32 protein-coding genes and 2 tRNA genes are annotated in these 24,924 nt (G+C 68.6%); 6 read left to right on the top strand and 28 right to left on the bottom strand.

Annotated features, from left to right (window positions below):
- Positions 1 to 82: 82 nt before the first annotated feature.
- Entirely contained in the window at positions 83 to 1,099 is a 1,017-nt protein-coding gene (locus tag AC2YHJ_RS23355) for an ABC transporter substrate-binding protein (RefSeq protein ID WP_487398583.1), read from the top strand.
- Between the two features lie 133 nt (positions 1,100 to 1,232).
- Here the strand turns inward: AC2YHJ_RS23355 and AC2YHJ_RS23350 are convergent.
- The 13 genes from AC2YHJ_RS23350 to AC2YHJ_RS23290 all read right to left on the bottom strand — a co-directional run bounded on the left by AC2YHJ_RS23350 (position 1,233) and on the right by AC2YHJ_RS23290 (position 10,591).
- Positions 1,233 to 1,309: transfer RNA gene (locus tag AC2YHJ_RS23350), tRNA-Arg, on the bottom strand.
- Between the two features lie 26 nt (positions 1,310 to 1,335).
- Positions 1,336 to 1,412: transfer RNA gene (locus AC2YHJ_RS23345), tRNA-Arg, on the bottom strand.
- An 86-nt stretch (positions 1,413 to 1,498) separates the two neighbouring features.
- Complete coding sequence (locus AC2YHJ_RS23340; RefSeq protein WP_487398582.1) at positions 1,499 to 2,260, bottom strand: DUF2182 domain-containing protein; 762 nt, start codon at positions 2,258 to 2,260, stop codon at positions 1,499 to 1,501.
- A gap of 64 nt (positions 2,261 to 2,324) precedes the next feature.
- Positions 2,325 to 2,927, bottom strand: coding sequence for a DUF1326 domain-containing protein (locus AC2YHJ_RS23335; protein WP_487398581.1), 603 nt, complete (start codon positions 2,925 to 2,927; stop codon positions 2,325 to 2,327).
- A gap of 316 nt (positions 2,928 to 3,243) precedes the next feature.
- Positions 3,244 to 4,359 carry a 3-isopropylmalate dehydrogenase gene (gene leuB, locus AC2YHJ_RS23330; protein WP_487398580.1) on the bottom strand — a complete coding sequence of 372 codons (1,116 nt, stop codon included), beginning with the start codon at positions 4,357 to 4,359 and terminating at the stop codon, positions 3,244 to 3,246.
- A gap of 67 nt (positions 4,360 to 4,426) precedes the next feature.
- Positions 4,427 to 5,038, bottom strand: a complete 612-nt coding sequence (leuD, locus tag AC2YHJ_RS23325; RefSeq protein WP_487398579.1) for a 3-isopropylmalate dehydratase small subunit — start codon at positions 5,036 to 5,038, stop codon at positions 4,427 to 4,429.
- On the bottom strand, positions 5,038 to 6,468 hold the full coding sequence (gene leuC, locus AC2YHJ_RS23320; protein WP_487398578.1) for a 3-isopropylmalate dehydratase large subunit: 1,431 nt from the start codon (positions 6,466 to 6,468) through the stop codon (positions 5,038 to 5,040). The genes leuD and leuC overlap by 1 nt, the downstream gene beginning before the upstream one ends.
- Before the next feature lie 59 nt (positions 6,469 to 6,527).
- Positions 6,528 to 6,932, bottom strand: a complete 405-nt coding sequence (rplS, locus tag AC2YHJ_RS23315; protein ID WP_487398577.1) for a 50S ribosomal protein L19 — start codon at positions 6,930 to 6,932, stop codon at positions 6,528 to 6,530.
- Positions 6,933 to 6,956: 24 nt separating this feature from the next.
- Positions 6,957 to 7,697, bottom strand: coding sequence for a tRNA (guanosine(37)-N1)-methyltransferase TrmD (trmD, locus tag AC2YHJ_RS23310; RefSeq protein ID WP_487398576.1), 741 nt, complete (start codon positions 7,695 to 7,697; stop codon positions 6,957 to 6,959).
- On the bottom strand, positions 7,694 to 8,194 hold the full coding sequence (gene rimM, locus AC2YHJ_RS23305; protein ID WP_487398597.1) for a ribosome maturation factor RimM: 501 nt from the start codon (positions 8,192 to 8,194) through the stop codon (positions 7,694 to 7,696). Before rimM ends, trmD begins: the two co-directional genes overlap by 4 nt.
- Before the next feature lie 43 nt (positions 8,195 to 8,237).
- Positions 8,238 to 8,582: a 30S ribosomal protein S16 gene (gene rpsP, locus AC2YHJ_RS23300; RefSeq protein ID WP_487398575.1), complete on the bottom strand. Its 345-nt coding sequence runs from the start codon at positions 8,580 to 8,582 to the stop codon at positions 8,238 to 8,240.
- A 24-nt stretch (positions 8,583 to 8,606) separates the two neighbouring features.
- Positions 8,607 to 9,992 carry a signal recognition particle protein gene (gene ffh / locus AC2YHJ_RS23295; RefSeq protein WP_487398574.1) on the bottom strand — a complete coding sequence of 462 codons (1,386 nt, stop codon included), beginning with the start codon at positions 9,990 to 9,992 and terminating at the stop codon, positions 8,607 to 8,609.
- A 263-nt stretch (positions 9,993 to 10,255) separates the two neighbouring features.
- Complete coding sequence (locus AC2YHJ_RS23290) at positions 10,256 to 10,591, bottom strand: GIY-YIG nuclease family protein (protein ID WP_487398573.1); 336 nt, start codon at positions 10,589 to 10,591, stop codon at positions 10,256 to 10,258.
- Between the two features lie 63 nt (positions 10,592 to 10,654).
- Between AC2YHJ_RS23290 and AC2YHJ_RS23285 the strand changes: the two genes are divergently transcribed.
- Complete coding sequence (locus AC2YHJ_RS23285; protein ID WP_487398572.1) at positions 10,655 to 11,254, top strand: DUF2239 family protein; 600 nt, start codon at positions 10,655 to 10,657, stop codon at positions 11,252 to 11,254.
- A 52-nt stretch (positions 11,255 to 11,306) separates the two neighbouring features.
- Here the strand turns inward: AC2YHJ_RS23285 and AC2YHJ_RS23280 are convergent, their stop codons facing one another.
- Both AC2YHJ_RS23280 and AC2YHJ_RS23275 read right to left on the bottom strand, forming a co-directional pair.
- Positions 11,307 to 11,540 carry a DUF4287 domain-containing protein gene (locus AC2YHJ_RS23280; RefSeq protein WP_487398571.1) on the bottom strand — a complete coding sequence of 78 codons (234 nt, stop codon included), beginning with the start codon at positions 11,538 to 11,540 and terminating at the stop codon, positions 11,307 to 11,309.
- Positions 11,541 to 11,556: 16 nt separating this feature from the next.
- Positions 11,557 to 11,940 (bottom strand): DoxX family protein, encoded by a 384-nt coding sequence (locus AC2YHJ_RS23275; RefSeq protein ID WP_487398570.1) that lies wholly within the window; start codon positions 11,938 to 11,940, stop codon positions 11,557 to 11,559.
- Positions 11,941 to 12,022: 82 nt separating this feature from the next.
- Here AC2YHJ_RS23275 and AC2YHJ_RS23270 point away from each other — a divergent pair, with 82 nt between their 5' ends.
- Positions 12,023 to 12,565: a MarR family winged helix-turn-helix transcriptional regulator gene (locus tag AC2YHJ_RS23270; RefSeq protein ID WP_487398569.1), complete on the top strand. Its 543-nt coding sequence runs from the start codon at positions 12,023 to 12,025 to the stop codon at positions 12,563 to 12,565.
- A gap of 9 nt (positions 12,566 to 12,574) precedes the next feature.
- Here the strand turns inward: AC2YHJ_RS23270 and AC2YHJ_RS23265 are convergent, their stop codons facing one another.
- The 5 genes from AC2YHJ_RS23265 to AC2YHJ_RS23245 all read right to left on the bottom strand — a co-directional run bounded on the left by AC2YHJ_RS23265 (position 12,575) and on the right by AC2YHJ_RS23245 (position 17,839).
- The gene (locus AC2YHJ_RS23265; RefSeq protein ID WP_487398568.1) at positions 12,575 to 12,895 is read right to left on the bottom strand and encodes a hypothetical protein; all 321 of its coding nucleotides are present in this window, start codon (positions 12,893 to 12,895) and stop codon (positions 12,575 to 12,577) included.
- A gap of 279 nt (positions 12,896 to 13,174) precedes the next feature.
- Entirely contained in the window at positions 13,175 to 13,702 is a 528-nt protein-coding gene (gene infC / locus AC2YHJ_RS23260; RefSeq protein ID WP_487398567.1) for a translation initiation factor IF-3, read from the bottom strand.
- Between the two features lie 134 nt (positions 13,703 to 13,836).
- Entirely contained in the window at positions 13,837 to 15,771 is a 1,935-nt protein-coding gene (thrS, locus tag AC2YHJ_RS23255; RefSeq protein WP_487398566.1) for a threonine--tRNA ligase, read from the bottom strand.
- A 62-nt stretch (positions 15,772 to 15,833) separates the two neighbouring features.
- The gene (locus AC2YHJ_RS23250; RefSeq protein ID WP_487398565.1) at positions 15,834 to 16,739 is read right to left on the bottom strand and encodes a glycosyltransferase family 9 protein; all 906 of its coding nucleotides are present in this window, start codon (positions 16,737 to 16,739) and stop codon (positions 15,834 to 15,836) included.
- Positions 16,739 to 17,839: a glycosyltransferase family 4 protein gene (locus AC2YHJ_RS23245; protein WP_487398564.1), complete on the bottom strand. Its 1,101-nt coding sequence runs from the start codon at positions 17,837 to 17,839 to the stop codon at positions 16,739 to 16,741. Before AC2YHJ_RS23245 ends, AC2YHJ_RS23250 begins: the two co-directional genes overlap by 1 nt.
- A gap of 122 nt (positions 17,840 to 17,961) precedes the next feature.
- On the opposite strand from AC2YHJ_RS23245, the gene AC2YHJ_RS23240 reads away from it, so the two are divergent.
- The gene (locus AC2YHJ_RS23240; RefSeq protein WP_487398563.1) at positions 17,962 to 18,288 is read left to right on the top strand and encodes a multidrug DMT transporter permease; all 327 of its coding nucleotides are present in this window, start codon (positions 17,962 to 17,964) and stop codon (positions 18,286 to 18,288) included.
- Positions 18,289 to 18,307: 19 nt separating this feature from the next.
- On the opposite strand, the gene AC2YHJ_RS23235 is transcribed toward AC2YHJ_RS23240, so the two are convergent.
- From AC2YHJ_RS23235 to AC2YHJ_RS23220, 4 genes are read right to left on the bottom strand one after another with little or no spacing between them, the layout of a single operon-like run.
- Entirely contained in the window at positions 18,308 to 19,102 is a 795-nt protein-coding gene (locus AC2YHJ_RS23235; RefSeq protein WP_487398562.1) for an N-acyl homoserine lactonase family protein, read from the bottom strand.
- Positions 19,099 to 20,004 (bottom strand): NAD(P)-dependent oxidoreductase, encoded by a 906-nt coding sequence (locus AC2YHJ_RS23230; protein WP_487398561.1) that lies wholly within the window; start codon positions 20,002 to 20,004, stop codon positions 19,099 to 19,101. The genes AC2YHJ_RS23235 and AC2YHJ_RS23230 overlap by 4 nt, the downstream gene beginning before the upstream one ends.
- Positions 20,005 to 20,007: 3 nt before the next feature.
- Entirely contained in the window at positions 20,008 to 20,406 is a 399-nt protein-coding gene (locus AC2YHJ_RS23225; RefSeq protein WP_487398560.1) for a carboxymuconolactone decarboxylase family protein, read from the bottom strand.
- A gap of 57 nt (positions 20,407 to 20,463) precedes the next feature.
- Complete coding sequence (locus AC2YHJ_RS23220; protein ID WP_487398559.1) at positions 20,464 to 20,931, bottom strand: MarR family winged helix-turn-helix transcriptional regulator; 468 nt, start codon at positions 20,929 to 20,931, stop codon at positions 20,464 to 20,466.
- A 59-nt stretch (positions 20,932 to 20,990) separates the two neighbouring features.
- Between AC2YHJ_RS23220 and AC2YHJ_RS23215 the strand changes: the two genes are divergently transcribed.
- Positions 20,991 to 21,419 (top strand): cupin domain-containing protein, encoded by a 429-nt coding sequence (locus AC2YHJ_RS23215; protein WP_487398558.1) that lies wholly within the window; start codon positions 20,991 to 20,993, stop codon positions 21,417 to 21,419.
- Positions 21,420 to 21,466: 47 nt separating this feature from the next.
- Entirely contained in the window at positions 21,467 to 22,351 is an 885-nt protein-coding gene (locus AC2YHJ_RS23210; protein ID WP_487398557.1) for an alpha/beta fold hydrolase, read from the top strand.
- Here AC2YHJ_RS23210 and AC2YHJ_RS23205 read toward each other — a convergent pair.
- Genes AC2YHJ_RS23205 through AC2YHJ_RS23190 form a run of 4 tightly spaced genes read right to left on the bottom strand, consistent with a single transcriptional unit; the run spans position 22,341 to position 24,840 of the window.
- Positions 22,341 to 22,781, bottom strand: a complete 441-nt coding sequence (locus AC2YHJ_RS23205; protein ID WP_487398556.1) for an ATP-binding protein — start codon at positions 22,779 to 22,781, stop codon at positions 22,341 to 22,343. The genes AC2YHJ_RS23210 and AC2YHJ_RS23205 overlap by 11 nt on opposite strands.
- Positions 22,778 to 23,119, bottom strand: coding sequence for an STAS domain-containing protein (locus AC2YHJ_RS23200; RefSeq protein WP_487398555.1), 342 nt, complete (start codon positions 23,117 to 23,119; stop codon positions 22,778 to 22,780). Before AC2YHJ_RS23200 ends, AC2YHJ_RS23205 begins: the two co-directional genes overlap by 4 nt.
- A 60-nt stretch (positions 23,120 to 23,179) precedes the next feature.
- Complete coding sequence (locus AC2YHJ_RS23195; protein WP_487398554.1) at positions 23,180 to 24,319, bottom strand: PP2C family protein-serine/threonine phosphatase; 1,140 nt, start codon at positions 24,317 to 24,319, stop codon at positions 23,180 to 23,182.
- Complete coding sequence (locus AC2YHJ_RS23190) at positions 24,316 to 24,840, bottom strand: DinB family protein (protein ID WP_487398553.1); 525 nt, start codon at positions 24,838 to 24,840, stop codon at positions 24,316 to 24,318. The genes AC2YHJ_RS23195 and AC2YHJ_RS23190 overlap by 4 nt, the downstream gene beginning before the upstream one ends.
- Positions 24,841 to 24,924: the final 84 nt, after the last annotated feature.

The raw sequence follows: 24,924 nt of genomic DNA, 5'->3' as shown, positions 1-24,924 counted from the left end.
CGAGATGAGGATAGCCTAGTCCAAATCGGCCTATAATCCAACAATAATCACCGCCACGCCTCATTCCAATGGGAAGAAAGCCATGAGCGATGTCGAGACCAACGAACAACAACATCTCGATCATCTCTACAAGAATGCGGTCAGTGGCAAGGAGGATTTGCTCGTATGGGCGGGTGGAGACGCCAAATCCCAATCTCTGATGTACACGACTGCATTTTCAAGACGATTTCCGAAATTACCAATTAAGGCTGTCGTTGAGCTCTCCAAATACCATGATGCGACTCTGGATCATCGCCTGCGGACGAAGCGCCAGGTCCCCGACGTGATCCACCTTCAGTCGCTGCAGGATTTCGACTATTGGAAAAATAACGGCACACTTGAACGCTACCGGCCGCTGGGCCTGGAGCACGCGCCGGAACACTTCATCGATCCGGACGGATTCTTCGTCCCGTTGTTCGTGTTCGCCTTCTCGAATGTCTACGACTCACGTGCCGTCACTGACGCGGAGGCGCCGATCGAGGCGGAGGACTATCTCGATCCAAAGTGGAAGGGTCAGATTGTCCTGACCTACCCCCATGACGATGATGCCGTTCTCTATCAGTTCGAACAGTTGGTCGGCCAGTTTGGCTGGGAGTGGCTGGAAGCGCTGCTGACGCAGGAGGTGGAATGGGTGCGTGGCACGCAGACCCCTGCGCACCTGATCGCGACCGGGAAGAAGAAGGTTTCCTTCACGACCTACAACACCCTCATCGATCAGCCCGGCAACCCGCTGCGCTTCCGCATTCCGGAGCGGACCTTCTTTCAATCCTGGTATCAGACGGGTGCCATCGTCAGGGCGTCTCGCAACAAGTGGGCGGCGCGCCTCTACCTCTCGTTCTGGCTGTCGCGTTCCCAACAGGAAAGTGTGTTCCAGTGGCCGGCCCGCGAGGACGTCGCCATTCCGGCCGGCTTCCGCCACGTCCGGCACTATCCCAATACATCACCGGCCGGCTTTCGCGAGTTCATGCGCGACCGGGCGCGCGTCGAACGCCTCAAGGGCGTCTTCGAAAACTACATTGGCCCGGTTCAGGGTGTGAACCCGAATACGCTGGATTTATGAGACGGAAGGCTTCGGGCCACGGCATCGCGGGCGTCGGCGGCACGTCACGTCGGGATTGTGGCGTGGCTTCCGCGACCGTCAGTTCCATTCACGGGAACCGAGTGCTCAGCCGTGTTCCGGATTGGCGGAATTCTGGCGCGCCCGGGAAGATTCGAACTCCCAACCCCCAGATCCGTAGTCTGGTGCTCTGTCCAGTTGAGCTACGGGCGCATCTGGCGCGGCGGTGTTGGGAGGAATGGCGCGCCCGAAAGGATTCGAACCTCTGACCCCCAGATTCGTAGTCTGGTGCTCTATCCAGCTGAGCTACGGGCGCCCGTGCCGCCACCGCGGCGAGGCCGGGGGAATAGCGGAGGTGACGAACCTCCGCAACCCCCACCCGGCGCCTTCCTGTCAGCTTCCTCATATCCCCGGGCCGGTGATGGCGACGCCAGCCGCCGCGAGCAGCAGGCCAACGCCGATCGGCGCGGCCAGCCGCCGTCCCCAGCGGCTGTTCTTCTCCAGCGCCATCAGCGCGCCGAGTGCGAGCATCCAGCCGAGGCTGCCGGTGCCGACCACGAACATCAGCAGCATCAACAGCCAGCAGCAGCCGACGCAGTAGACGCCGTGGGCGAAGCCGATGCGCAGGCCCTCGGCCTTCGGCCGCCGCCCGATCCAGCGGGCGAGCACGAAGGCGAGCGGCGAGCGGCAGCCATCGAGGCAGCGGTATTTCAGCGGCGAGAACTGGAACAGCCCCGCCATCAGCAGGATGACGAATCCGACCGCCCAGCCGTTGAAGGTCAGCCACAGGGAGCCGCGCGCCAGCGCCAGCAGCGCCATGCCGAGCAGATGCGCCACGAGGCCGAATCCGAACCAGGCGAGCAGGTAGCCGCCGAACAGCAGCGCCATCAGCCACCCGGCATCGGGGCGATTCGCGGTCATCCGGCGGAACACCATGGCGAGCGGCAGCGTCGTGGGCAGCATCATCGCCGCCGTCATCACCACCCAGCCGCCGGCATAGAGCAGCGCCGGCGCGACCAGCTCCCCAGCCGGCAGCGCGCTGCACAGGCTCCCCGCCAGGCCGAGCCGCGTCCAGTCATGGTCGAGGTAGCGGGCATAGGGCGAGAGGTCCCACGCCCCCAGTGCCGCCCAGGCCATCACGACCATGCCGGCGAAGAGCGGCACGAAGACGCGATCGTGCGGCGTCAGGCCGCCTGATGTCGAAGGGCCGTGCACCGCTGCCGGCCGGTCAGCCGTTCAGCTCGAACAGCCCCTGGATCGCGTTGTGGCCCTGCAGCTTCAGGTCGATGCCGAGTTCCGGCTGCGTCAGGCGGAACTCGGAGGCCTTGCTGACATAGGCAGGCGAGCCGGGAATGGTCGAGAAGATGCTCTCCACCAGCCGGGTGGGTTCGCCGGTCGGGCCACGATAGGGTTCCATCTCGGCATGCACGGCATCGCCGATCCGCAGCGTGCCCTTGCCCTGCCGGACCTCGAAGGTGATGGGCGCGCGGCGTGCCGCCACCTCCTCCCCCACCAGGGCGACCAGGTCGGCGATCGGGCCGCCGAGTTCACCGCGGAACGCCTTGAGCAGGGCCACTTCCTGCTGCGGCGTCGCGCGGTCATCGACATAGCGGATGACGCGCCACTTGCCGGCCAGGACATTGCCCGGGATGAAGACCGCGACGCCGAAATTCAGGCCCGAGACGTCGAGCCCTTCGATCTCGCCCTTGTCGATGTGATAGGCGAGCGAGGAGCGGCACGTCCCGTTGTCCGGATCCTCGCCGATCCAGCAGGGGCAAAGGGTGTTGCAGTCGCAGACCTCGAGCAGCTCACCCTTGAGATGGTAGCCCATTGCGGTCCTCCTCCCGATTGCAGCGGCCGCGCAGGGAGCGCGGTCCGGCGACATTCGACCCGTGAATGCCAATCAATGCGGTGAGCGACGGAAACGCGATCTTCGCGCGGGACATTGATCCCGCGGCGGTTCGCAGTCACGCGAAATCGTGAACGCGTGACGCGATATGAACAGGATGTCAGGAGATGGGCTGCGGCCCCGTCGCGGGGGCCGCAGCGCCGCATCATACGGGCATGGTATGGCGCGCAGGGTTGGTGTGGCGGCTGCGCGCGAAACCAGGATTCTGATAGCGAGTCAGCCGCGAGGCTGACCGGTATCAGGCCGCGAGCTTGTCGAGCTCGCGCACCACCGCCTCACCCATGACGGAGGTGCCGACGCGGGCCATGCCGGCCTGCATGATGTCGGCCGTGCGCAAGCCGCCCGACAGCACCTTACCCACCGCGGCCTCGACCAGGGTGGCGTCTTCCTCCATGCCGAAGGACCAGCGCAGCAGCATCGCGAAGGACAGGATCTGCGCCAGCGGATTGGCGATGCCCTTGCCCGCGATGTCGGGGGCGGAACCGTGGATCGGTTCGTACAGCGCATGGCGCTTGCCGGTGGCCGGATCGACCGCGCCGAGCGTCGCCGAGGGCAGCATGCCAAGCGAGCCGGTCAGCGCCGCGGCGAGGTCCGACAGCACGTCGCCGAACAGATTGTTGCCGAGGATGACGTCGAACTGCTTCGGCCGGCTGCAGAGCTGCATGGCGCAGTTGTCGGCGTACATGTTCTCGAGCTCCACATCGGCGTATTCGGCCTTGTGGACTTCACCCACCACGGCGCGCCACAGGCGGCCGGACTGCATGACGTTGGCCTTCTCGACCGACGTCACCTTCTTGCGGCGCTGGCGCGCGAGGTCGAAGGCGACGCGGGCGACGCGGGCGATCTCATCCTCATGATACACGTCGGTGTCGAAGCCGCGGCGCTTGCCGTCGGCCAGCGTCTCGACGCCGCGCGGCTCGCCGAAATAGATGCCGCCGGTGGATTCGCGGACGACCATGATGTCCACGCCGCGCACCACGTCCGCCTTCAGGGAGGAGGCCTCCACCAGCGGGTCGAGCACCACCGCCGGGCGCAGGTTGGCGAAGAGGCCGAGATCCTTGCGCAGCCGCAGCACGCCGAGTTCGGGGCGCTGTTCGAACGGCAGGCCGTCCCACTTCGGGCCGCCGACGGAGCCGAACAGCACGGCGTCCACCGCCTTGGCGCGGGCCACCGTCTCGTCGGAGCAGGGCGTGCCTTCCGCGTCGATCGCCGAGCCGCCGACCAGGCGTTCCTCGATGTCGAAGGACACGGCGCGGCGCCGGCCCATCCAGTCGATGACGCGGCGGACTTCGCGCATCACCTCGGGCCCGATCCCGTCGCCGGGCAGGATGAGAAGCTTCTTGTTCGAAGGCATGTTCGGGAACGTCTCCTGGTCGGTCGGGAGACGCCCCGGGTGGACGCCGCCCGCAGAAAGGGTCAGCTCAGGCGTAGAGCCAGGGCTGGGCGGCCTTCTGCTTCGCTTCGAAGCTGTCGATGGCCGGGGCGTGCTGCATCGTCTGGCCGATGTCGTCGAGGCCGTTCAGCAGCAGGTGCCGGCGCAGCGGGTCGATCTTGAAGGGGATCTCCTCGCCATTCGGGCGCACCACCACCTCGCGTTCGAGATCGACGGTGATGCGGGCATTGGCGCCGAGCTTCGCGTCTTCCATGAGCTGCGCGCAGACTTCCTTCGGAAGCCGCACCGGCAGCACGCCGTTCTTGAAGCAGTTGTTGTGGAAGATGTCCGCGAAGTCCGGCGCGATGACGCAGCGGATGCCGAAGTCCAGCAGCGCCCAGGGCGCGTGCTCACGCGAGGAACCGCAGCCGAAGTTCTCGAAGGAGATGAGCACTTCCGCGCGCCGGTACGGTTCCTGGTTCAGGACGAAGTCGGGGTTCTCGCTGCCGTCTTCCTTGTAGCGGAAGTTGGCGAAGAGGTTCTTGCCGAAGCCGTTGCGCGAGATCGACTTCAGGAAGCGCGCCGGGATGATCTGGTCGGTGTCGACATTCGCCTTGGGAAGCGGGGCGGCGATGCCCGTCAGCGTCGTGAAGGCCTGCATCACACGGTCTCCTTCGGCTGATAGTCGCGCACATCGGCGAGATGCCCCGCCAGCGCGGCCGCCGCGGCCATGGCGGGCGACAGCAGGTGCGTGCGCCCACCGGGCCCCTGGCGGCCTTCGAAGTTACGGTTGGACGTGCTCGCCGAACGCTGGCCCGGCGTCAGCTTGTCCGGGTTCATGCCGAGGCACATGGAGCAGCCGGCCTCGCGCCACTCGAAGCCCGCTTCCCTGAGGATGCGGTCGAGGCCCTCGGCCTCCGCGGCCTTCTTCACCAGGCCCGAGCCGGGGACGACCATGGCGCGCACGCCATCGGCCACGCGGCGGCCCTTGGCGATGGCGGCGGCAGCACGAATGTCCTCGATGCGGGAATTGGTGCAGGAGCCGATGAAGACGACGTCCACCTTCAGGTCCTGCAGCCGCTGGCCCGGCGTGAGGCCCATGTACTGGACCATGCGCTCCATCTGGACGCGCTTGGCTTCATCCGACACATCCGCCGGGTTCGGCACCACGCCGGTGATCGGCAGCACGGCTTCGGGGTTCGTCCCCCACGTCACCTGCGGCGCGATCGCATGGGCGTCGAGCTTCAGCTCGGTGTCGAAATGCGCGCCGGCGTCGGACGGCAGCGTCTTCCACCACTCCATCGCGCGCGCCAACGCGGCACCCTTCGGCCCGTTCGGCGTTTTCGCGATGTAGTCGTAGGTCGTCTGGTCGGGGGCGACCATGCCGGCGCGGGCACCGCCCTCGATCGACATGTTGCACACCGTCATGCGCCCGGCCATGTCGAGCGCCCGGATCGCGTCGCCGGCGTATTCGATGACATGGCCGGTACCGCCGGCCGTGCCGATCTTGCCGATGATGGCGAGCACGATGTCCTTGCCCGAGCAGCCGAAGGCGAGGTTGCCATCGACGCTGATGCGCATGTTCTTCGCCGGCTTCTGCAGCAGCGTCTGGGTGGCGAGCACGTGCTCCACCTCGGACGTACCGATGCCGAAGGCGAGCGCGCCCATCGCACCATGCGTGCTGGTGTGGCTGTCGCCGCAGACGATGGTCATGCCCGGCAGCGACCGGCCGAGCTCCGGCCCGATCACATGCACGATGCCCTGCCGTTCATCCAGCAGCGGGATCAGCGGCATGCCGAATTCGGCGGCGTTCTTCTCGAGCGTCGCCACCTGCAGCGCGCTCTCGGGATCGACGATGCCGGTATAGCGCGACGCGTCGGTCGCGATGTTGTGGTCGATCACGCCGAGCGTCGCATCGGGGCGGCGGATGCCGCGCCCGGCCGCGCGCAGGCCGTCGAAGGCCTGCGGCGTGGTGACTTCATGGGTAAGGTGAAGGTCGATGTAGAGCAGTGCCGTGCCGTCCGGGAGGGTGTCCACCACATGGGCGTCCCAGATCTTGTCGAACAAAGTGCGCGGCTTCTGCGCTGACATCGCTTTCTCCCGAATAGTCACCCGCGGGTGCTGCGCGGATCGCAGCACCCCTTAGATAGTCAGCCCTCGGCCGTCGCGGCAGGGGCGGCCTTGGCATCCGGCTTGGTGCCCAGCTTCTCGGCGATGCGCGCCGACTTGCCGGTGCGGCCACGCAGGTAATACAGCTTCGCGCGGCGCACCTTGCCGCGGCGGACCACCTGGATCTCGGCCACGTTCGGCGAATACAGCGGGAACACGCGCTCCACACCCTCGCCGTAGGACAGCTTGCGAACCGTGAAGTTGCTCTGCACGCCCTTGTTGTTGCGCGCGATCACCACGCCTTCATAGGCCTGGGTGCGGACGCGCTCGCCTTCCTGCACCTTCACCATCACGCGGACGGTGTCGCCCGGCGCGAAGTCCGGGGTGGCGCGGGCGGCGGTGAGGCGGGCCAGCTGATCGGCCTCGAACTGCTCCAGAAGGTTCATGACCCTATCCTTTCCTTGATTCTCTTAGGCGGCGGCGGGGTGGCCGTCCATGCCCCCAGCCCCGCGTTGTTTCGCTTCGTGCCGTGCCCACAGGTCGGGTCGGCGCTCCTTCGTGATCCGCTCGCTCTCCGCCCGGCGCCAGCGCGCGATCTCCGCGTGATGGCCGGACAGGAGCACATCCGGGATGGCCCGGCCCTGCCATTCGGCGGGCCGGGTGTAGTGCGGGTATTCCAGCAGCCCCTCGGCGCCGTGACTTTCCTCCGCCGCGCTGTCGGCCGCCCCCATCACGCCCGGCAGCAGCCGGACGCAGGCGTCGAGCAGCACCAGCGCGGCCGTCTCGCCGCCGCTCAGCACGTAGTCGCCGATCGAGACCTCGACCATGCCGCGCGCCTCGATGACGCGCTGGTCGATGCCTTCGTAGCGGCCGCAGAGCAGGACGCAGCCAGGCCCTTCGGCGAGCGACCGGGCCAGCGCCTGGTCCAGCAGCCGTCCGCGCGGGGTCAGGTAGATCAGCGGACGGGCGTCGCCGTGCGGCATCACCCCGCCGATCGCCGTGTCCAGCACATCCGGGCGCATCACCATCCCCGCCCCACCGCCGGCCGGCGTGTCATCGACAGTGCGATGACGGTCGGTAGCGAAGCCGCGGATGTCGTGGGTGTCGATCGACCAGGTGCCGTTGCCCAGCGCGCGGCCGGCCAGCGACAGCCCCAGCGGCCCGGGGAACATCTCCGGAAACAGCGTCAGGATCGACGCATGCCACGTCATGCCGCGTCCTCCCCCGGCTGCGGCTGGACGATGATCTCGCCCGGCGGCACCACCGTGACCCGCCCGCCCGCGACATCCACCACCGGCACCACGGCCTTGGTGAAGGGCAGCAGGTGCTCGGCGCGGTCGCCCGCGACGATCAGGAAGGGGCCGGCGCCGTGATCCTCCACCGCGCGGATGGTGCCGAGGCGCTCTCCCGCCTCCGTCACGGCCGGCAGGCCGATCAGGTCGGTCAGGTAGAACTCCTCCTCCTCCGTCGCCGGCAGGCGGTCGCGTTCGATGAACAGCCGTGTCCCGGTCAGGCGCTGCGCCGCATCGCGATCGGCGACACCCTCGATGGCGGCAAGGTCGCCGCCCTTGAGCGTGAGGACGAAGCGCCGCGTCCCGGCCTCGTCGGTCAGCGGGGAATAGGCGGCGATGGCAGCCGGGTCCTCGGTGAAGGCGCGCAGGCGCACGAGGCCGCGCACGCCATGCGGCCTGCCGATCTCCCCCACCATCACGCGCTTCACCGACACGTCAGCTCACCCCGCCCGGCGCGCCTCAGCCGGCCGCGGCAGCGGCGGCGGCGGCAGCGCGTTCCTGCGCCTTCTTCTTCGGCGCGGACTGCTTCGGCTGCTCGGCGAACACCGGCATCGGCGCCAGGCCGGCCTTGCCGAGGAACTTCGCGACGCGGTCGGTCGCCACGGCACCCTGGCCCAGCCAGTGCTTCAGGCGCTCATCCTTCAGGCGGATGCGCTCGGCATGGTCGGCCGGCAACATCGGGTTGTAGGAGCCGACCTGCTCGATGAAGCGGCCATCGCGCGGCGAACGGCTGTCGGCCACCACGATGTGATAGTAGGGGCGCTTCTTCGCACCGGCGCGGGCGAGGCGGATCTTGAGGCCCATGAGGCTTCCTTTCGTCGTCTGTCTCTAGAAGGGTCGTTTGTTACCGGCACCGGGAAGAAGCGCGGCGAGCCCGCCACGCATCAGCCCCTTCTGGCCGAGCTTGTTCATCCGCTTCATCATCGCGGACATGTCGTCGAACTGCTTGAGCAGCTTGTTCACTTCCTGAACCGAGGTCCCGGACCCCGCGGCGATGCGCTTCTTGCGCGACGCCTTGATCAGGTCCGGCGTGCGCCGTTCGCGCGGCGTCATCGAGGAAATGATCGCCGCCTGACGCCCCAGGATGGACGTATCCAGGTTCGCGTCGTTCAGCTGCTGCTTGATCTTGCCCACACCCGGCAGCATCCCGAGGATGCCCTGCAGGCTGCCCATCTTGCCGATCTGCTTCAGCTGGGACGCATAATCTTCCAGCGTGAACTGGCCCTTCTGCATCCGGGCCGCGAGCTTCTCGGCCTCCGCCTGGTCGATCGTCGCCGCGGCCTTCTCGACCAGGGAGACGATGTCGCCCATGCCGAGGATGCGGGACGCGATGCGGTCGGGGTGGAAGTCCTCGAGCGCGTCGAGCTTCTCGCCCGCGCCCAGCAGCTTGATCGGCGCGCCCGTGACGGCGCGCATGGACAGCGCCGCACCGCCGCGCGCATCGCCGTCGATGCGCGTCATGACGATGCCGGTAACGCCCACCTTGTCCTGGAAGGCCTTCGCGGTGTTCACCGCGTCCTGGCCGGTCATGGCATCCACGACCAGCAGCGTCTCGTGCGGGTTGGTGGCGAGCTTGACCTGCGCCACCTCCTCCATCAGCGCCTCGTCGATCGCCAGGCGGCCGGCGGTGTCGAGGATGACGACGTCGTAGAGCTCGCGCCGACCGAGATCCATCGCGCGCATGGCGATCTGCATCGGCGTCTGGCCGGCGATGATCGGCAGCGAGGTGACCTCGGCCTGCTGCGCAAGCGTGGCCAACTGCAGCTGCGCCGCCGGGCGATGCACGTCGAGCGAGGCGAGCAGGACCTTCTTCTTGTCCTTCGACCGCAGCCGCAGCGCGATCTTGCCCGAGGTGGTCGTCTTGCCCGACCCCTGCAGCCCGACCATCAGGATCGGCACGGGGGACGGCGCGTTCAGGTCGATGCCGCGCTTGCCGTCATCGCCCTCGCCACCGCCGAGCGCTTCCACCAGCGCGTCGTTGACGATCTTGATGACCTGCTGGGCCGGGGAGACGGAGCGGATGACCTCCTGCCCCACCGAACGCTCGCGGACCTTGTTGACGAGGTCGCGGACCACCGGCAGCGCGACGTCGGCCTCCAGCAGCGCGACGCGGACCTCGCGCAGCGCCTCCGACACGTCGGCCTCCGACAGCGCGCCGCGGCGGCGCAGCCGGTCGAAAACCCCGTTCAGCTTGCCGGACAATGCCTCGAACATCGTGGCGCCCGCTCAGTCCTTCACAACGCGTTGCGGCCGCCCCAAAAGGTTACGCGCCGCTGCGCGAGCCTTCGCGGAGCGGCGGAGCCCAGCCCATGAGGGACCGGACCAACGGTTCAGGGCGAACCGAGAGAATGGGGCGTTTACGGCGGGGGGAGCCCTGCGGTCAAGGCAGAACCGGAGGGGCGCCGCCCCTCGGGCTGCGCAAGAACCCGCGCGGGACACGGCGCCCCGCAGCCACTGGCCGGTGAACCGGCCGCCGTTTACAGCGCCTTCGCCTGGAGCCGGGATCCCCACAGAGCTTGGCGCTTCCTCAACTCGTCCATGCGGGCGATCTCCGGGAAATCATCCCGGAGGCGTTCGAGTTCCTCGAACCTGAACGCCTGCTCGCCATACTGCCTCCAGGCGGCCTGCAACGACGCGTGCGGGCTCATGCCCAGCCTGAGTGCGAACCACAGGCCGTTCTGGTGGTTGTGCACGTGGCGGCTGTGGCCGACCCAGGCCTCGCCCGTCGCGTTGCAGATGACCGCAAACACGCCGCATGCCGACTTGCGCTCCTTGAAGGTGGCGATGGCTGCCTTTCGGCTTTGCCGGTCCATGATCGTCTCCTATTTTCATCCGGGTGATATTGACTGGCAATTTTACCCGGGTAAATAGAGGAAATGATCGACAGCGACGACGCTCCGGACATCGAACCGTCGCCAACGCGCTTTGTGGCGTTCGCGGGATCTGCGCGCATTGCCGCCGGCGAACTGGCCGAGACGGCGGCCGCGGCCCGGCGAGTTCAGGACGACGATCCGAGTGTGACAATCGTCGTGTTCAATCGGGACACGGCCGAGGTCGTAGACCTCGACCTTCGTGGAACCGAGCAGGAAGTGGCGGCGCGATACACGCGTTCCGAAGCCGCCCCCGCCAGACGTGGTCGCCCGAAGCTCGGCGTGGTCGCCCGTGAGGTGACACTGCTGCCGCGCCACTGGGACTGGCTGGCGCGCCAACCAGGAGGCGCTTCGATCACCCTGCGAAGATTGGTCGAGGCCGCCCGCAAAGGGGGCGCCAGCGCTGCCCAGGCACGCACCGACGCCGCCTACCGGTTCATGTCAGCCATGGCAGGGGACCGTCCTGGCTTCGAAGAGGCCACCCGTGCGCTGTTCGCGGGTGCGCGGAGCCGCCTGACTGCCATGCTCGCGGCGTGGCCACCGGATATCGGTGACGAGATATGGAGGTTTCTCGACGGTTCGGCAGTCGGGGAAAAGACCTCGTGAGTGGCGCCGATCCCAAGCACCTTCTGGAAATCCTGATCCATGAGGTCTCGGATCAGGGCGATCCGGAAGCGGCCTTTGATCCCTTGAGCAGCGCCACGATGGCCATGGCGTGCCCATGGCCAAGCCCGAAATCAGCCTTGAGCCAAGCGATGATCTGACCCGCCTTGATGCCGGGGGCGAGGCCTTCCGATGTCGCGAAACCCTTGGCCTCGGCAAGCCGCCGGAACTGGTCGGGGGTCGTGCCGGTCTTCTTCTCGATGTTGTCGAGGTAAGCCTGGAAGGACATGGCGCGTGCTCCCCAATCAGCCGGCACGGACCGGCAGCAAGGCCCGCACCGCCGGATCGCGGAGCCACAACCCGCCCCACATGACCAGGCCGAGATAGACCCCGAACAGCACATGGCTGAACAGCGGCTGCCCGGCCCGAAGCTGCGTCGCGATCGCCCCGCCCAGCAAGGCCGTCATCAGCACCGCGCCGAGGATGCTCGTCCGCGGGTGCAGGTAGAGCACGACGAGCGCCAGCTCCAAGACGCCGATGAACAGGACGAAGCGCGGATCCCAGCCGAGCGCGACCATCGTCTCATCGGCCACCGCCATGCCGGTCAGCTTCGGCGCGACCGACGCGCCGAGCATGAACAGGGTGAACAGGCCGGTCAGTCCCCAGCCGAACTTGGCACCAATGGTCATGGGTCATCCTTCGCCGATGCGTGCTTGAGAGGCGGGCGGGGTCGAGATATCTTGACACCAAGATAATCAGCGAACTATCTCGATGTCAAGACAACCGGACAGCCCGCGCCCCGACCATATTGAGCAACGGCGCAACCAATGGCGCGCCGAGTTGCCCGAGGTGGACACGATCGGCATGGCGATCCTGGGCCGCGCGCGCCTCGCGACGCTCCTCGCACGAGGGCCGATCGAGGCTGTCTTCGCCCGTCACGGCCTGGACGCCGGGGAGTTCGACGTCCTGGCGACGCTGCTGCGCTCGGGGCCGCCCTACACGCTGCGCCCGACCGACCTCTACGGCTCGCTGATGATATCCTCGGGCGGACTCACCGACCGGCTCGACCGGCTGCGCAAGGCCGGGCTGATCGCGCGCCAGCGCTGCGGGTATGACGGCCGCAGCCTACTCGTCGAGCTGACGCCGGGAGGGCGCAGGCTTGCCGAGGCGGCGTTCCGCGAGGACATGGCCGTGGAGGCGCAACTCCTCGAGGGGCTGACGCCGGACGAACGCGCCCAGCTCGCCGCCTTGCTGGCCCGGCTGGTCCGGGTCGTCACCGAAGGGGCGGCCGACCAGCTCGGCGACGACGATTGACCGTGACGGCTATTGGCCGTCCGGTCCGATCAGGGCGCCAAGCAAGGCACAGGTCTCGGGACCGACCCGGCCGATCGTCAGCCAGACCGAGATCTCGTCGCCATCCTCGGCGCATCGGAACTCGATTGCATGGCCGCGCGTCGGCTCAGGGCCGCCATCGGCGAGGCGCCAGGCGATCTCGCGCAATCGCGCCACGCCATCCGCTGGCAGGGCGTTCGCGGCCGACGCCAGCGCGATGGCCTTATCGATCTGGACATCCGCCAAGCGGAAGAAATGAGCCGCGGCAGCGATGTCGCCCGCCGCCGCGGCGGCCTCCGCGCGATCGAGCAAGCCGCATGACACCGTAAGGCGCCGCCAATGCGGTTCCGGTGCATCCCAGCCCGACCAGGAAGAACAAGGGCGACGGACATGGCGACATCCTGCCGGCACGGCCATTCCCCGGTCCAGGGAAGCCACGCCGCAGCTTGAATCGGCCACGTCATGCGCGCATAGGAATACCATCACGGTCACACCCGCGAACCTCGCGCGGCAATGGCCGGATAAAGTGATAAAGTCCTAAAACCTAAAGTGATAAAAATGACACGGGGAGGGTGACCCCTCCCCCGCCTGTCACTTCGGCGCCAGCACCATGATCATCTGGCGGTTTTCCATCCGCGGGAACTGCTCGACCTTGGTGGTCTCGGTCAGCTCGTTGCGGATGCGCTCCAGCACCTTGGCGCCCAGGTCCTGGTGCGCCATCTCGCGGCCACGGAACCGCAGCGTCACCTTCACCTTGTCGCCTTCCGAGATGAAGGTCTTCATCTGGCGCATCTTCACATCGTAGTCGTGGTCGTCGATGTTCGGACGGACCTTGATTTCCTTGATCTCGACGACCTTCTGCTTCTTCCGCGCCTCGTTCGCCTTCTTCTGCTGCTCGTACTTGTACTTGCCGTAGTCGAGGATCTTGCAGACAGGCGGCACCGCGTTGGGGGAGATCTCGACCAGGTCGAGGCCGACGTCATAGGCGCGGATCAGCGCCTCACGCGCGGTCAGGACGCCCTGCATCTCGCCGTGCTGGTCAATCAGGCGCACCTGGGGGACGCGGATCTCGTCATTGATGCGCGGGCCGTCACGGGTCGGGGCCTGGGCGGCGGGCATGGGGGGTCGCGGGATGGTCGTCTCCTGTCGCAGTTTCGGGCTCAGTAGCGCGGATATATGGAACGGCGCTCACGCCGCCGCAACATGTGATGCGCGGCCGGCCGCGCAGGGCCGGCGCGCGTGGCGGTCGTGCCTCAGCCGGCGAGGTCCGGCGGGGTGGCCTCGGCCTTCAGCCGCGCGACCGCCTCGGCCAGCGGCAGCGTCTCCTGCTCGCGGCCCGGCAGGCGGCGCAGGACCAGCGTGCCCTCCTCGGCTTCCCGGCGGCCGACCACGGCCAGCACCGGCACGCGCTGGTCGATGTGGTCCACGACCTTGCGGTTGATCTTCTCGTTCCGCAGGTCGAGCGCGACCGCCACGCCGGCCTTCTGCAGGGCGGCGGCGGCTTGGCGCGCATAGTCGTCGGCGTCCGAGACGATGGTCGTCACCACCACCTGCACCGGCGCGAGCCATAGCGGGAAGCGCCCCGCATGCTGCTCGATCAGGATGCCGAGGAAGCGTTCGAAGGACCCGAGGATCGCGCGGTGCAGCATGACCGGGCGCTTCCGCGACCCGTCTTCGGCCACGTATTCGGCATCGAGGCGGTCCGGCAGGACGAAGTCCACCTGCAAGGTGCCGCACTGCCAGTCGCGGCCGATCGCGTCGCGCAGGACGAATTCCAGCTTGGGGCCGTAGAAGGCGCCCTCGCCCGGGTTCAACTCGTATTCCACGCCGGCGATGCGGCAGGCTTCCTTCAGCGCGCCTTCCGCCTGGTCCCACACCTCGTCCGACCCGGCGCGCTTGGCCGGGCGGTCGGAGAACTTCACGCGGAACTCGGCGAAGCCGAAGTCGCGATAGATGGAGGACAGCAGCGCCACGAAGCGCACCGTCTCATCGGCGATCTGGTCTTCCGAGCAGAAGATGTGCGCGTCGTCCTGGGTGAAGGCGCGCACGCGCATGATGCCGTGCAGCGCACCCGAGGGTTCATACCGGTGGCAGGCGCCGAATTCCGCCATGCGCAGCGGCAATTCGCGATAGGACCGCAGCCCCTGATTGAAGATCTGCACATGGCAGGGGCAGTTCATCGGCTTCAACGCGAGGACGCGGTCCTTCTCGGACTCGTCCTCGACCGTCGCGACGAACATGTGTTCGCGGAACTTCTCCCAATGGCCCGAGGCTTCCCACAGCCTGCGGTCCACCAGCTGCGGCGTCTTCACCTCCTGGTAGTCGGCGATGTCGAGCCGGCGGCGCATATAGGCTTCGACGGTGCGGTACAGCCGCCACCCCTTGGGGTGCCAGAAGACCGAGCCGACCGCTTCCTCCTGGAGATGGAACAGCCCCATCTCCTTGCCGATCTTGCGGTGGTCGCGCTTCTCCGCCTCCTCCAACTGGTGGAGGTAGGCGTCGAGTTCCTTCTGGTCGCGCCAAGCGGTGCCGTAGATGCGCGACAGCATCGCGTTGCGGTGGTCGCCGCGCCAATAGGCGCCGGCCACCTTCATCAGCTTGAAGGCGCCGCCGACATCGCCGGTGCCACGCATGTGCGGGCCGCGGCAGAGGTCGATCCAGTCGCCCTGCTTGTAGAGCGTGATGGTCTCGCCCTGCGGCAGGTCGCGGATCAGTTCGACCTTGTATTTCTCGCCCTTGGCCTCGAACAGCGCCATGGCCTCGTGGCGGGTGGTGACGATGCGCTCGAAGCCGGCGTTGCGCGCGATGATCTCGCGCATCTTCGCCTCGATCCCGGCGAAATCCTCCGGGGTGAAGGGCTCGTTCCGGGCGAAGTCGTAATAGAAGCCGTTCTCGATCGACGGGCCGATCGTCACCTGGGTGCCGGGGTAGAGTTCCTGCACCGCCTCCGCCAGCACATGGGCGGCATCGTGGCGGATCAGGTCGAGCGCCTCGGGGTCCTTGCGGGTGATGAAGCGGATGGAGGCGTCGGATTCGATGTTCCGCGCCAGGTCCAGGGTCGCCCCGTCCACCTGCATGGCAAGCGCGGCCTTGGCGAGTCCCGGCCCGATGGCGGCCGCGACCTGCGTGCCCGTCACCGGCCCATCGAAGGACCGGACGGAACCATCAGGCAGGGTGATCGCGGGCATCGGAAGTCCATCTCCTTTTGGGGAAAAGCGGGCGCGGACCATGGGCACCGCGCCCCGCCGGGTCAAGTCAGCCGGGCCGCCGCAGCCGCCACCGTGGCCGGATCCAGCCCGGATAGCGGCACATGGCGCAGGAAGGTGGCGCGCGGGCCACGCGGGGCGCAGAGCGCCGGATCGCTGTCCTGCCCGAACAGCGCGAGCGTCGGACAGCCGCAGGCCGCGACGAGGTGGGTCGGCCCGGTATCGTTGCCGACACAGAACGCGGCCCGGCGGGCCAGGGCCGCGATATCGGCGAAACTGGACCGTCCGGTCAGGTCCACCGTCCCCGGCGCGGCCGCCACGATCGCTGCGGCGAGCGGGCCTTCCGCCGGCCCGCCGATCACCACCGCCGGCAGGTCCAGCCCTGCCGCCAGGGCACCGAAGCGGTCCTCCGGCCAGCGTTTCGCCGGGCGGCCGGGGGATGCGCCCGGCACCAGCAGGCAGAAGTGTTGCGGCAGGCCGAAGCGCTGCACATCGGCGTCCAGCCAGGACAGGTCCGGCTCCGGGAAGTCGTTGATCCCGGCCATCTCCAACTGTTCGCGCTGCCGCTCGACCGTGTGCATCAGGTCGCGCTGCGGGTTGGCGTGGGTGTGGGAGGCGCCGGGCGCGATGCCCGACCATTCCGCCCGCCGCCCGACGAACCAGCGATACCGGGACGACCGGGAGGAGGTCTGCAAATCATAGACGCGGTCGAAGCCGGCGCCGCGCAGCCGGAGCGCCAGGCGGAACACCGCGGGCAGGTCGATCCAGTCGGGCCGCCCATCCTCCCACACCTCATCGAACCAGGGGGACATCCGCGCCAGCGGCGCATAGGGCTTCGTCGTCAGCAGGGTGATCCGCGCGCCCGGGTGATGCGCCCGGATCGCCGCGAAAGGCCCGAAGGCCTGGGCAAAGTCGCCGAGCGCCGCGAGCTTGATGACCAGCACCCGCATCACAGCAATTCCCGGTACACCGCGATCGTCGCCGCCTGCATCCGCGCTTTGGTGTAGCCGGCCAGCACGGCCGCCCGCGCCCGCGCGCCGGCGCAGGCGCGCTGCTCGGCCGTCATCGCCAGCACGCGGCCGATCGCCGCCGCCAGCGCCGCGGGGTCGCCCGGCGGCACGCGCCAGCCGGAGACGCCCTCCTCCACCGTTTCGGTCGGGCCACCGAGGTCGCTCGCGATGACGCAGCGTTCCATCGCCTGCGCCTCGATCACCGTCCGGCCGAAGGCCTCGGCATCGGTGGAGGCATGCACCACCACGTCGGCCAGCAGGAGTGCGGCCGGCACGTCCGCGGCATGGCCGACCAGCCGGACCCGGCTGCCAAGGCCCAGCGCGGCGATGCGGGCCTGAAGTTCCTCGCGAAAACCTGCCTTGCCCTCGGCGTCGCCGACCAGCAGGGCCTGGGCATCGCCGGGCAGGCGAGCCATGGCCTCGACCAGCACGCCCTGCCCTTTCCACCGCGTCACCCGGCCAGGCAGCATCACCACGGGCCGGCCAGGTACGACACCCCAGGCCGCGCGGAGCGCCGCGACCCGGTCCGGCGCGACGGCGGCGGCGTCGAAGCGACGTTCATCCACGCCACGGGGGATGATGCGCAGCCGGTCCTGGCCGACGCCGTGCCGGTCGCGCACCACGCCGGCGATGAAGCGGCTGATGGCGATGACACGATCGCCCCGCGCCATCACCGAGTTGTACAGCCGCTTGCCCGGGAAACCTTCGTTGTAGGTGCCGTGATAGGTGGTGACGAAGCGTGCGCCGACCCGCCGCGCCGCCAGCAGCGCCGACCAGGCCGGCGCGCGCGATCGCGCATGCAGGATGTCAATTCCTTCCGCCCGCGCAAGCGCCGCGAGCGACCCCGCATTGTGCCAGATGCCCATGGGCGACTTGGTGCGGAGCGGCAGGGTCAGGTGCCGCGCGCCCAGTGCTTCGAGCGCCGGCACCAACGGCCCGCCGGCTGACGCGACGAAGGCGCGGAAGCCCGCGGCGATCTGCGCCTCGGCGATCTCCAGCGTGCCACGCTCCACCCCGCCCGAGACGAGCGAGGGCAGCACCTGGAGAATGGCGGGCGAGGATGCGGTCAGGGTCCTGATCCTATGAATTGCTTCACAGCGCGATGCCGCGGCACGGCGCCCGGGGTCTTGCGCGGAAGGCGTACGCGACGCAAGTGAGGGCGATGTCCTCCTATTTCCTGGCGATGATGCTGCTCTCGGCGGGCAGCTTCATCCGCACGCGTTCCGTTGCGCCGGAGATGCGGCCGGCTTCCGCCGCATCGGACATGGTCTGGGGCCTGGCGGCGCGCGGGGCCTTCTTGATGTGGGTCGCCCTGATCGCCTGGGGATTCCTGCGCTACCACTGGTCGCAGCCCGTTGCCGCCGTGATGGTGTCGCTCGCGGTGAACGCGCTGATCGCCATGCGCGGGCCGATGCGCACCTGGCCCGGCCTGTCGCTGATGTTTTGCGTCGCCGGGCTGCTGTCCGGGGTGGTCGTCTTCCTCCAGTAGCAGCCCGCCGCGCCGCCGGTCAGCCGACCGGTGGAAGGTGCAGGGCGACGACTTCGCCATTCTGCCCCGCGACGGGCGGGAAGCGATCGCGCACCGCCGGGTCGTGGCCGGGGATGACCCGGCTGTCGTCGCCGCCCGCCAGTTTCTTCGCCGTGCGCCACCCCGCCGCCATGGCGCCGAGGTCGAAGATGATCGGGAAGGGATTGCCGCTCAGCGCATTGGCGTAGAAGTGCATGGCGTCGGAGGCGATGACCACCGGCCCGCGCGCCGTCTCGACCCGCACCACCTGAAGCCCGTCCGAATGGCCGCCGACCCGGTGCACCGTAACCCCGGGCGCGATCTCGGCGTCGCCATCGTGGAATTCCACGCGGTCGGCATAGAGCGCACGGACCATGGCGACGACGTGATCCGCCTCGAAGGGCATGCGGATGGCGTGGACGCACATGTGCCGCCCGACGGCGAAGTGCATCTCGCGTTCCTGCAGGTGGAAGCGCGCGGCGGGGAAGATGCCGAGGCTTCCGGCATGGTCGTAATGCAGATGCGTCACGATGACGTCCTGCACCTTGGCCGGATCGGTGCCCATCGAGGTCAGGCACTCGCCGACCGAACGCGACAGCTTGCGCCCGCGCTTCACCGCCAGTTCCGCGTCGAAGCCGGTGTCGACCACGATCTCGCGGCCACCGGGGCCACGCAGTAGCCAGACATAGTAGTCAAGCGGCATCGCCTCATGCGGGTCGGGCAACGGCAGCAGGTGGTTGGACTGCGCGGTGCGCTCATGCCGCCCATAGCGGATGGCGTAGGCTTCCCAGGTCATTTCTCTTTGTTCCCCCCGAGCACGGTGCCCGACATCTGTTCCGACAATTTCGCGACCGCCGTGTGGTCCGCGCCCGGTCCGAGCATCGCGGCCGCCGAGGCCCACATCTCCCGGCACAGCGCGGCGAAGGGTGTCGGCGTCGTCGTCTCGCGCCCCACTTCCAGCGCGATCGACAGGTCCTTGACCATCAGGTCCAGCCCGAAGCCCGCGTCGAAGCGGCGCGACAGCACGTATTCCTTGAACTTCTTCTGCGTCGAATTGTTCATCCCCGTCGAAGCGTTCAGCACATCGACCATCTTCGCGGGATCGAGGCCGAAGCGCTGGCCGATCAGCAGCGCCTCGATACCGATCAGGTAGCCGCCGGCGCTGACGAGGTTGTTCAGCGCCTTCATCGCCTGCCCCGCACCGATCGGCCCGCAGCGATGGATGGAGGTGCCCATCGCCTTCAGCACGGCATCGGCGCGATCGAGATCCGCCTCCTCGCCGCCGGCCATGATGGCGAGCTGACCAGTCTTGGCGCGCGGCACGCCGCCCGAGACCGGGCAGTCGATCATCGCCACACCCTTCGCGGCGAGCGCCGCCGCGATCTCCCGCGTGCGGCCCGGCTGGCCGGAGGTCATGTCGATGACCAGCATGCCGGCCGCCAGCGACGGGGCCATCGCGTCCACTGCCTCGCCGACATGCTTGGACGTCGGGACGATGATGACGACCGCATCCGCGCCGGATGCGGCCTCTGCCGGGCTGGTCCCGGCCTTGCCGCCCGTTTCGGCGGCGAAGGCGTCGGCACGGCCCGGCACCACGTCGGCGACGGTGACGTCGAAGCCGGCCTTCACCAGGTTGGCCGCCATCGGCCAGCCCATGTTGCCGATGCCGACGAAGGCGACCTTCCTGATGACGGCCATGGCTTACTTCTTCCCCGGGATGGCGCCCTCGGCGACCAGCACCTCATGCGCCGCCTTGAAGGCGTCGAGACCGGCGGGGATGCCGCAATAGGCAGTGGCGTGCAGCAGCGTCGCCTTGATCTCATCGACCGTGATGCCGTTGTTCAGCGCGCCCTTCACGTGCAGCTTCACCTCCGGGATCTTGCCCAGCGCAGTCAGCATGGCGAGGTTCAGCAGCGAACGCGTCTTGCGGTCCAGCGTCGGGTCGCCCCAAGCCCAGCCCCAGGCCCAGGCGGTCGTCGCGCGCTGGAAGGACATCATGAACTCGTCGGCCTTGGCCATGGACGAATCCACGTAGTCGGCGCCAAGCACCGCACGGCGAATGGGCAGACCCTTGTCGAACAGCGCCTGATCGTCGGACATCCAGTGTCCCTCCCTCCGGAATTGAGGGGCGCACGCTGGCCCGTCGCGGCAGGCCGGTCAACGGGCCGGGCCGGCGCGGTCCTCAGGCCGCGACAGCACGCGCAGCGCGTCGAGCATGATGGCGAAGCGCTCCGCGCCCACCTCCGCCGCCCATTCGGCATGAAGCGCGCGCAGGCATGCATGGATCGTCGCGGCGAGCGTCCTGCCGCGCGGTGTGAGGAAGACAAGACGCCGCCCCGCACCGTCCGCGCTGCGGCGCTCAAAATAGCCGAGGGTTTCGAGTTGCGTGATCAGGTGGTTCGCGGCCTGGCGCGAGATGCGCGCCCGCCGGGCGAGTTCCGAAGGCCGCACACCATCGGCCGGCGGATAGGTGATCATCGCCCAATGGGCGTCCTGCAGGTCGGTGAAACCGGCTTCGCGCGCCGCGGCCTGCATGCGGCCCCTGACGAGTTGCAGGCACATGCGCAGCAGGGCGCCGACATAGGGCGGTCCCTCCGCGTCCGGGAATGCGATTGCCGTTGACATATTCGTAAAGACTTTTTACGTTCTATTCGTAAAGATATTTTACATGGAGGAGAGCGGCTGTGGAACCGAAACCGCGCATCATCCGCATCGGCGCCCTCGAGCTCCGCTTCCATGTCGACGAGACGGACGGCGCCGGCGACGTGGTGATGTTCGAATTCGTGGTACCCGAGAAGGCGCGCGTCCCGGTGCCGCATTTCCACGAGGCCTGCGACGAGATCGTCCATGGCCTCGAAGGCACCATGACGACGACGCTCGACGGCGTGGTGCACGAGGTCGGCCCGGGCGACGTCCTTTTCGTCCCGCGCGGCAAGGTCCACCACCACGCCAACCTTCATGAGGGCACCGCGCGGGCGATGATCGTCATCGCGCCCGGCACCGTCGGCCGCCGCTACTTCGAGGAGATGGCCGAACTGGTCAGCCGCCCCGGCCCGCCCGATGTCGCGCAGATGAAGGCGATCATGCTGCGCCACGGCCTCGTGCCGGCCTGACGCCCACGCGCATCCGTGCGACGCTTGGGGCCGGAGGGACCGGCCCCATGTTCTTCGAAGGCTTCACGCTCGAATTCCGGGAGGCGGCGGGCAAGCGCTTCCGCCTTCGCCGCGGCGGGGAAGGCCCGCCGCTGTTGCTGCTGCACGGCAATCCGCAGACCCACGCGATGTGGCACCGGGTCGCGCCGGTGCTGGCGCGGCGCTTCACGGTCATCTGCCCCGACATCACAGGCTACGGCTTCAGCCACAAGCCTCCGGTCAGCGCCGACCATGCGCCCTATGCCAAGCGGGCCATGGCGGCGGACATGGTCGCGCTGATGCGGTCACTGGGCCACGACCGGTTCCAGATCGTCGCGCATGATCGCGGCGCGCGCGTCGCGCACCGCCTGGTGCTCGACCACGCTGACGCGGTCGAACGGCTCTGCACCATGGACATCATCCCGACCGTCGAGCATTTCGATCGCACCGACATGGCCTTCGCCATGGGCTACTGGCACTGGTTCTTCCTCGCCCAGCGTCATCCGGGGCCGGAGAACATGATCCGTGCCGACATCGTCCCCTGGTTCGACTTCCACACATCCCGTGAGCCGAAGCCGGCGGATTTCTTCCATCCCGAAGCGCGCGCCGACTACCTCGCCGCGCTGCACGAGCCCGGCACGATCGAAGCGATCTGCGAGGATTACCGCGCGGCGACGGCGATCGACCTCGAACACGACCGCGCATCCCGCGCCGCGGGGGAGAAAGTCCGCTGCCCGATGCTCGCCCTGTGGGGGGCGAAGGGCAGCATCCCGAAATGGTATGACGCGGCGGAGATCTGGCGACGCTACGCCGCCGGCCCGCTGGAGACGGGCGACGTCCCTACCGGCCATTATCTGGCCGAGGAGGCGCCCGAGGCGGTGCTCGCGCGGCTCGACGGCTTCCTCAGCCGATAGGCGCGTCCTCCGCCGGCAGCACCAGGTGCAGCCGGTTCCACCCGTCGCCGGTGCGCTCATAGGCGAGCTCGGCAGCGATGCGGCGCAACAGCGGCACGCCGAGGCCGCCGATCCGCGCATCCTGGATGTTGCCCGGTGTCGGCGGCAGCGCAGCCGTCGTCGGATCGAAGGGCGCGCCGCGATCCTCGAGGTCGAGGCCGCAGCGGGCGCCGTCATGCCAGGCGGTCACGACCAATTCGGGCGTTCCGCCGGCAGCGAAGCCGTGCCGCAGCGTGTTGAGCGCCAGTTCCTCCAGCAGCAATTCGGCGCGTGCCGTGGTGCGGGGACCGGCCCCGCGGCTACGCAGGAAGCCCGCCGTGGCGAGCTGGGCCTCGCGCAACGCCTCCGCCCCGCCGCGCAGGACGATCCGCAGCGTGTCCCCCGGGGTCACGCCCGGAGCTGCGCGAGCGCGGCCGCCTCATCCGGCAGGATGGAGATCAGCTCGTCGACGGCCGTCGTGCGGAACACCTCGGCGACGGCCGGTTGGGCGCCGAAGATCACGAAGCTCACGCCGGCGCGGTCGGCGACGCGGGCGGCGGAGATCAGCATGCGGATGCCGAGCGACCCGACGAAGCTGACCGCCGTCATGTCCACCAATGCATGGCCCCGCGCGGCGCGGGTCTGCGCGGCGAAGGCGACCTCAACATTCTCGGTTCCGGCGGCGTCAAGCCGCCCGGTCAGCACCAGACGCTTCGATGCATCGGCGCCGTCCACCACCAGCAATTCCATCAGCCCGTCTCCCCCTCATCCCGGCGCGTCGTCGCAATGCCCTGGGACATCGCATGCGCCTCAGGCGAAATCGAGTGTCAGGAGCGAGACATCGTCATCGAGTGGGCCGGGGCGTGAAGCGTTGCGCACGGCGCGCCACAAGCGTTCGGACTCGGGCAGGCCGGGCTGCGGCGGCGCCGCCAGCACCGGCAGGAAGTCGCCGATGGTCAGTTGCCGGTCATCGGCGGTGATGATCTCGAAGGCACCGTCGCTGAACAGGTGCAGCCGGCCACCCGGCGGCACCACCACCTCCGCCCGGCGATAGGGCCAGTCCGGCGCCAGCCCAACCGCCGGGTTCTTCACCCAGAGCGGCTGCGCTGCCGCCTCCCCCGGCACGATCATGAAGCCCGGGTGCTGCCCGGCGCAGCCAAAGCCGAGCACGCGGCTGCGCGCGTCATAGACCCCATACCAGATGGTGAAATACAGCCCGCCCTGGCGGTCCATCTGGAACCGGTCGTTCAGCGCGGCGAGCACCGAGGCCGCGTCGGTGAAATCCGTCCCCGGCAGGCTGTGCACGCGCAGCAGGTTCATCACCGACGCCGCTAACAGCGCCGAGCCCACCCCATGGCCCGACACGTCGAGCAGCCAGGCGGCGAAGCGGTGTTCGTCCAGCCAGCCATAGCCGAAGCCGTCGCCACCGATATTGGCCGAGGGAACGAAGCGCCAATCCGCACGCACCGGCCCATCCGCGATCGGCGCCGGAAGCAGCGCCTGGACGTAGCGGCCGGCGCGGGCGAGGTCCTTCTCCGCCTCCTCGGTGCGGGCGAAGTCCGAGGCGCGCCCGCTGCGATAGACCAGGGTGAAGGGGCCGAGCGTCAGCCGCGCCCCCGGCGCCAGCCGCACCGGCCCATCCGCCCGCCGCCCATCGACGATGGTCCCGTTGGTCGAACCGAGATCGGTGACGATCGGCGCGCCCGCTTCCAGCGCAACGACGCAATGGGCGCGCGAGACATCGCCCGAGGGCAGCACCAGCCCCGCCTGCGCGCCGCGCCCGATGGTCAGCGGCGCGGGACCGATCGCCACGCGCCGGGCCGGCTCGTCCTCGGCGGCCTCGACATCGAACAGGTGGACGATCGGTTCCACGGGCGTGACCGGCGCGGCGCGGCGGACCATGGTCCGCTCCTCCTCCGGCGCGTGGCGTTCGGTGGCATCGTTGCTCACGGCACCAGGCCCAGCGCCGGCAGATCCACCACCCAGGGCAGGTCGGTATCGCCGGTCCCTGCGCCGGCGGCGGTGACCAGCGCATGCGCCTGGCCGCGATGGTGCGTTTGGTGATTGAAGAAATGCGTCGCGACGATCCAGAGCGGCAGGCTGACGTCCTTGCCCGAGATGCCGGAAAACCAGGTCAGCGGGGCGGCGAGGCGCTCGGTGGTCAACCCGGTGGCCCAGGCGGCGATCCGGCCGTCCATCGTCGCGCGCGCGGCGGCTAGGTCCGCCCAATCGTCCACCATGCGCGGGCTGTCCTTCATGCCGACCGACGGCTTGGCACCGCCATCGAGGCGCGACATCCATTGCGTGTCGCCCCAGAGCAGATGCGACAACGTGCCGTGGAGGGAGCCCCAGAAGGCACCGCGCTCGGCGCGCCGGGCGGCATCGTCCAACCCGGCAGCGGCGGTGAACAGACGGCGATTCATCTCCGCATTGTAGGCCGCCATCATGCGGCACCAGTCAGGCGAGATCATGGCTGCTCCTCGGCCGGGCCGGCGCCGGTCCCGCCCCGCCGACACAGAGACCAGGGACCGGCCGAAGGTCAAGTTCGGTCCGGG

The sequence above is a fragment of the Roseomonas sp. SRI_022 genome (genome assembly GCF_057586215.1).
The sequence above is the reverse complement of the archived record's forward strand: the minus strand, read 5'-3'. Positions and strand labels throughout refer to the sequence as shown.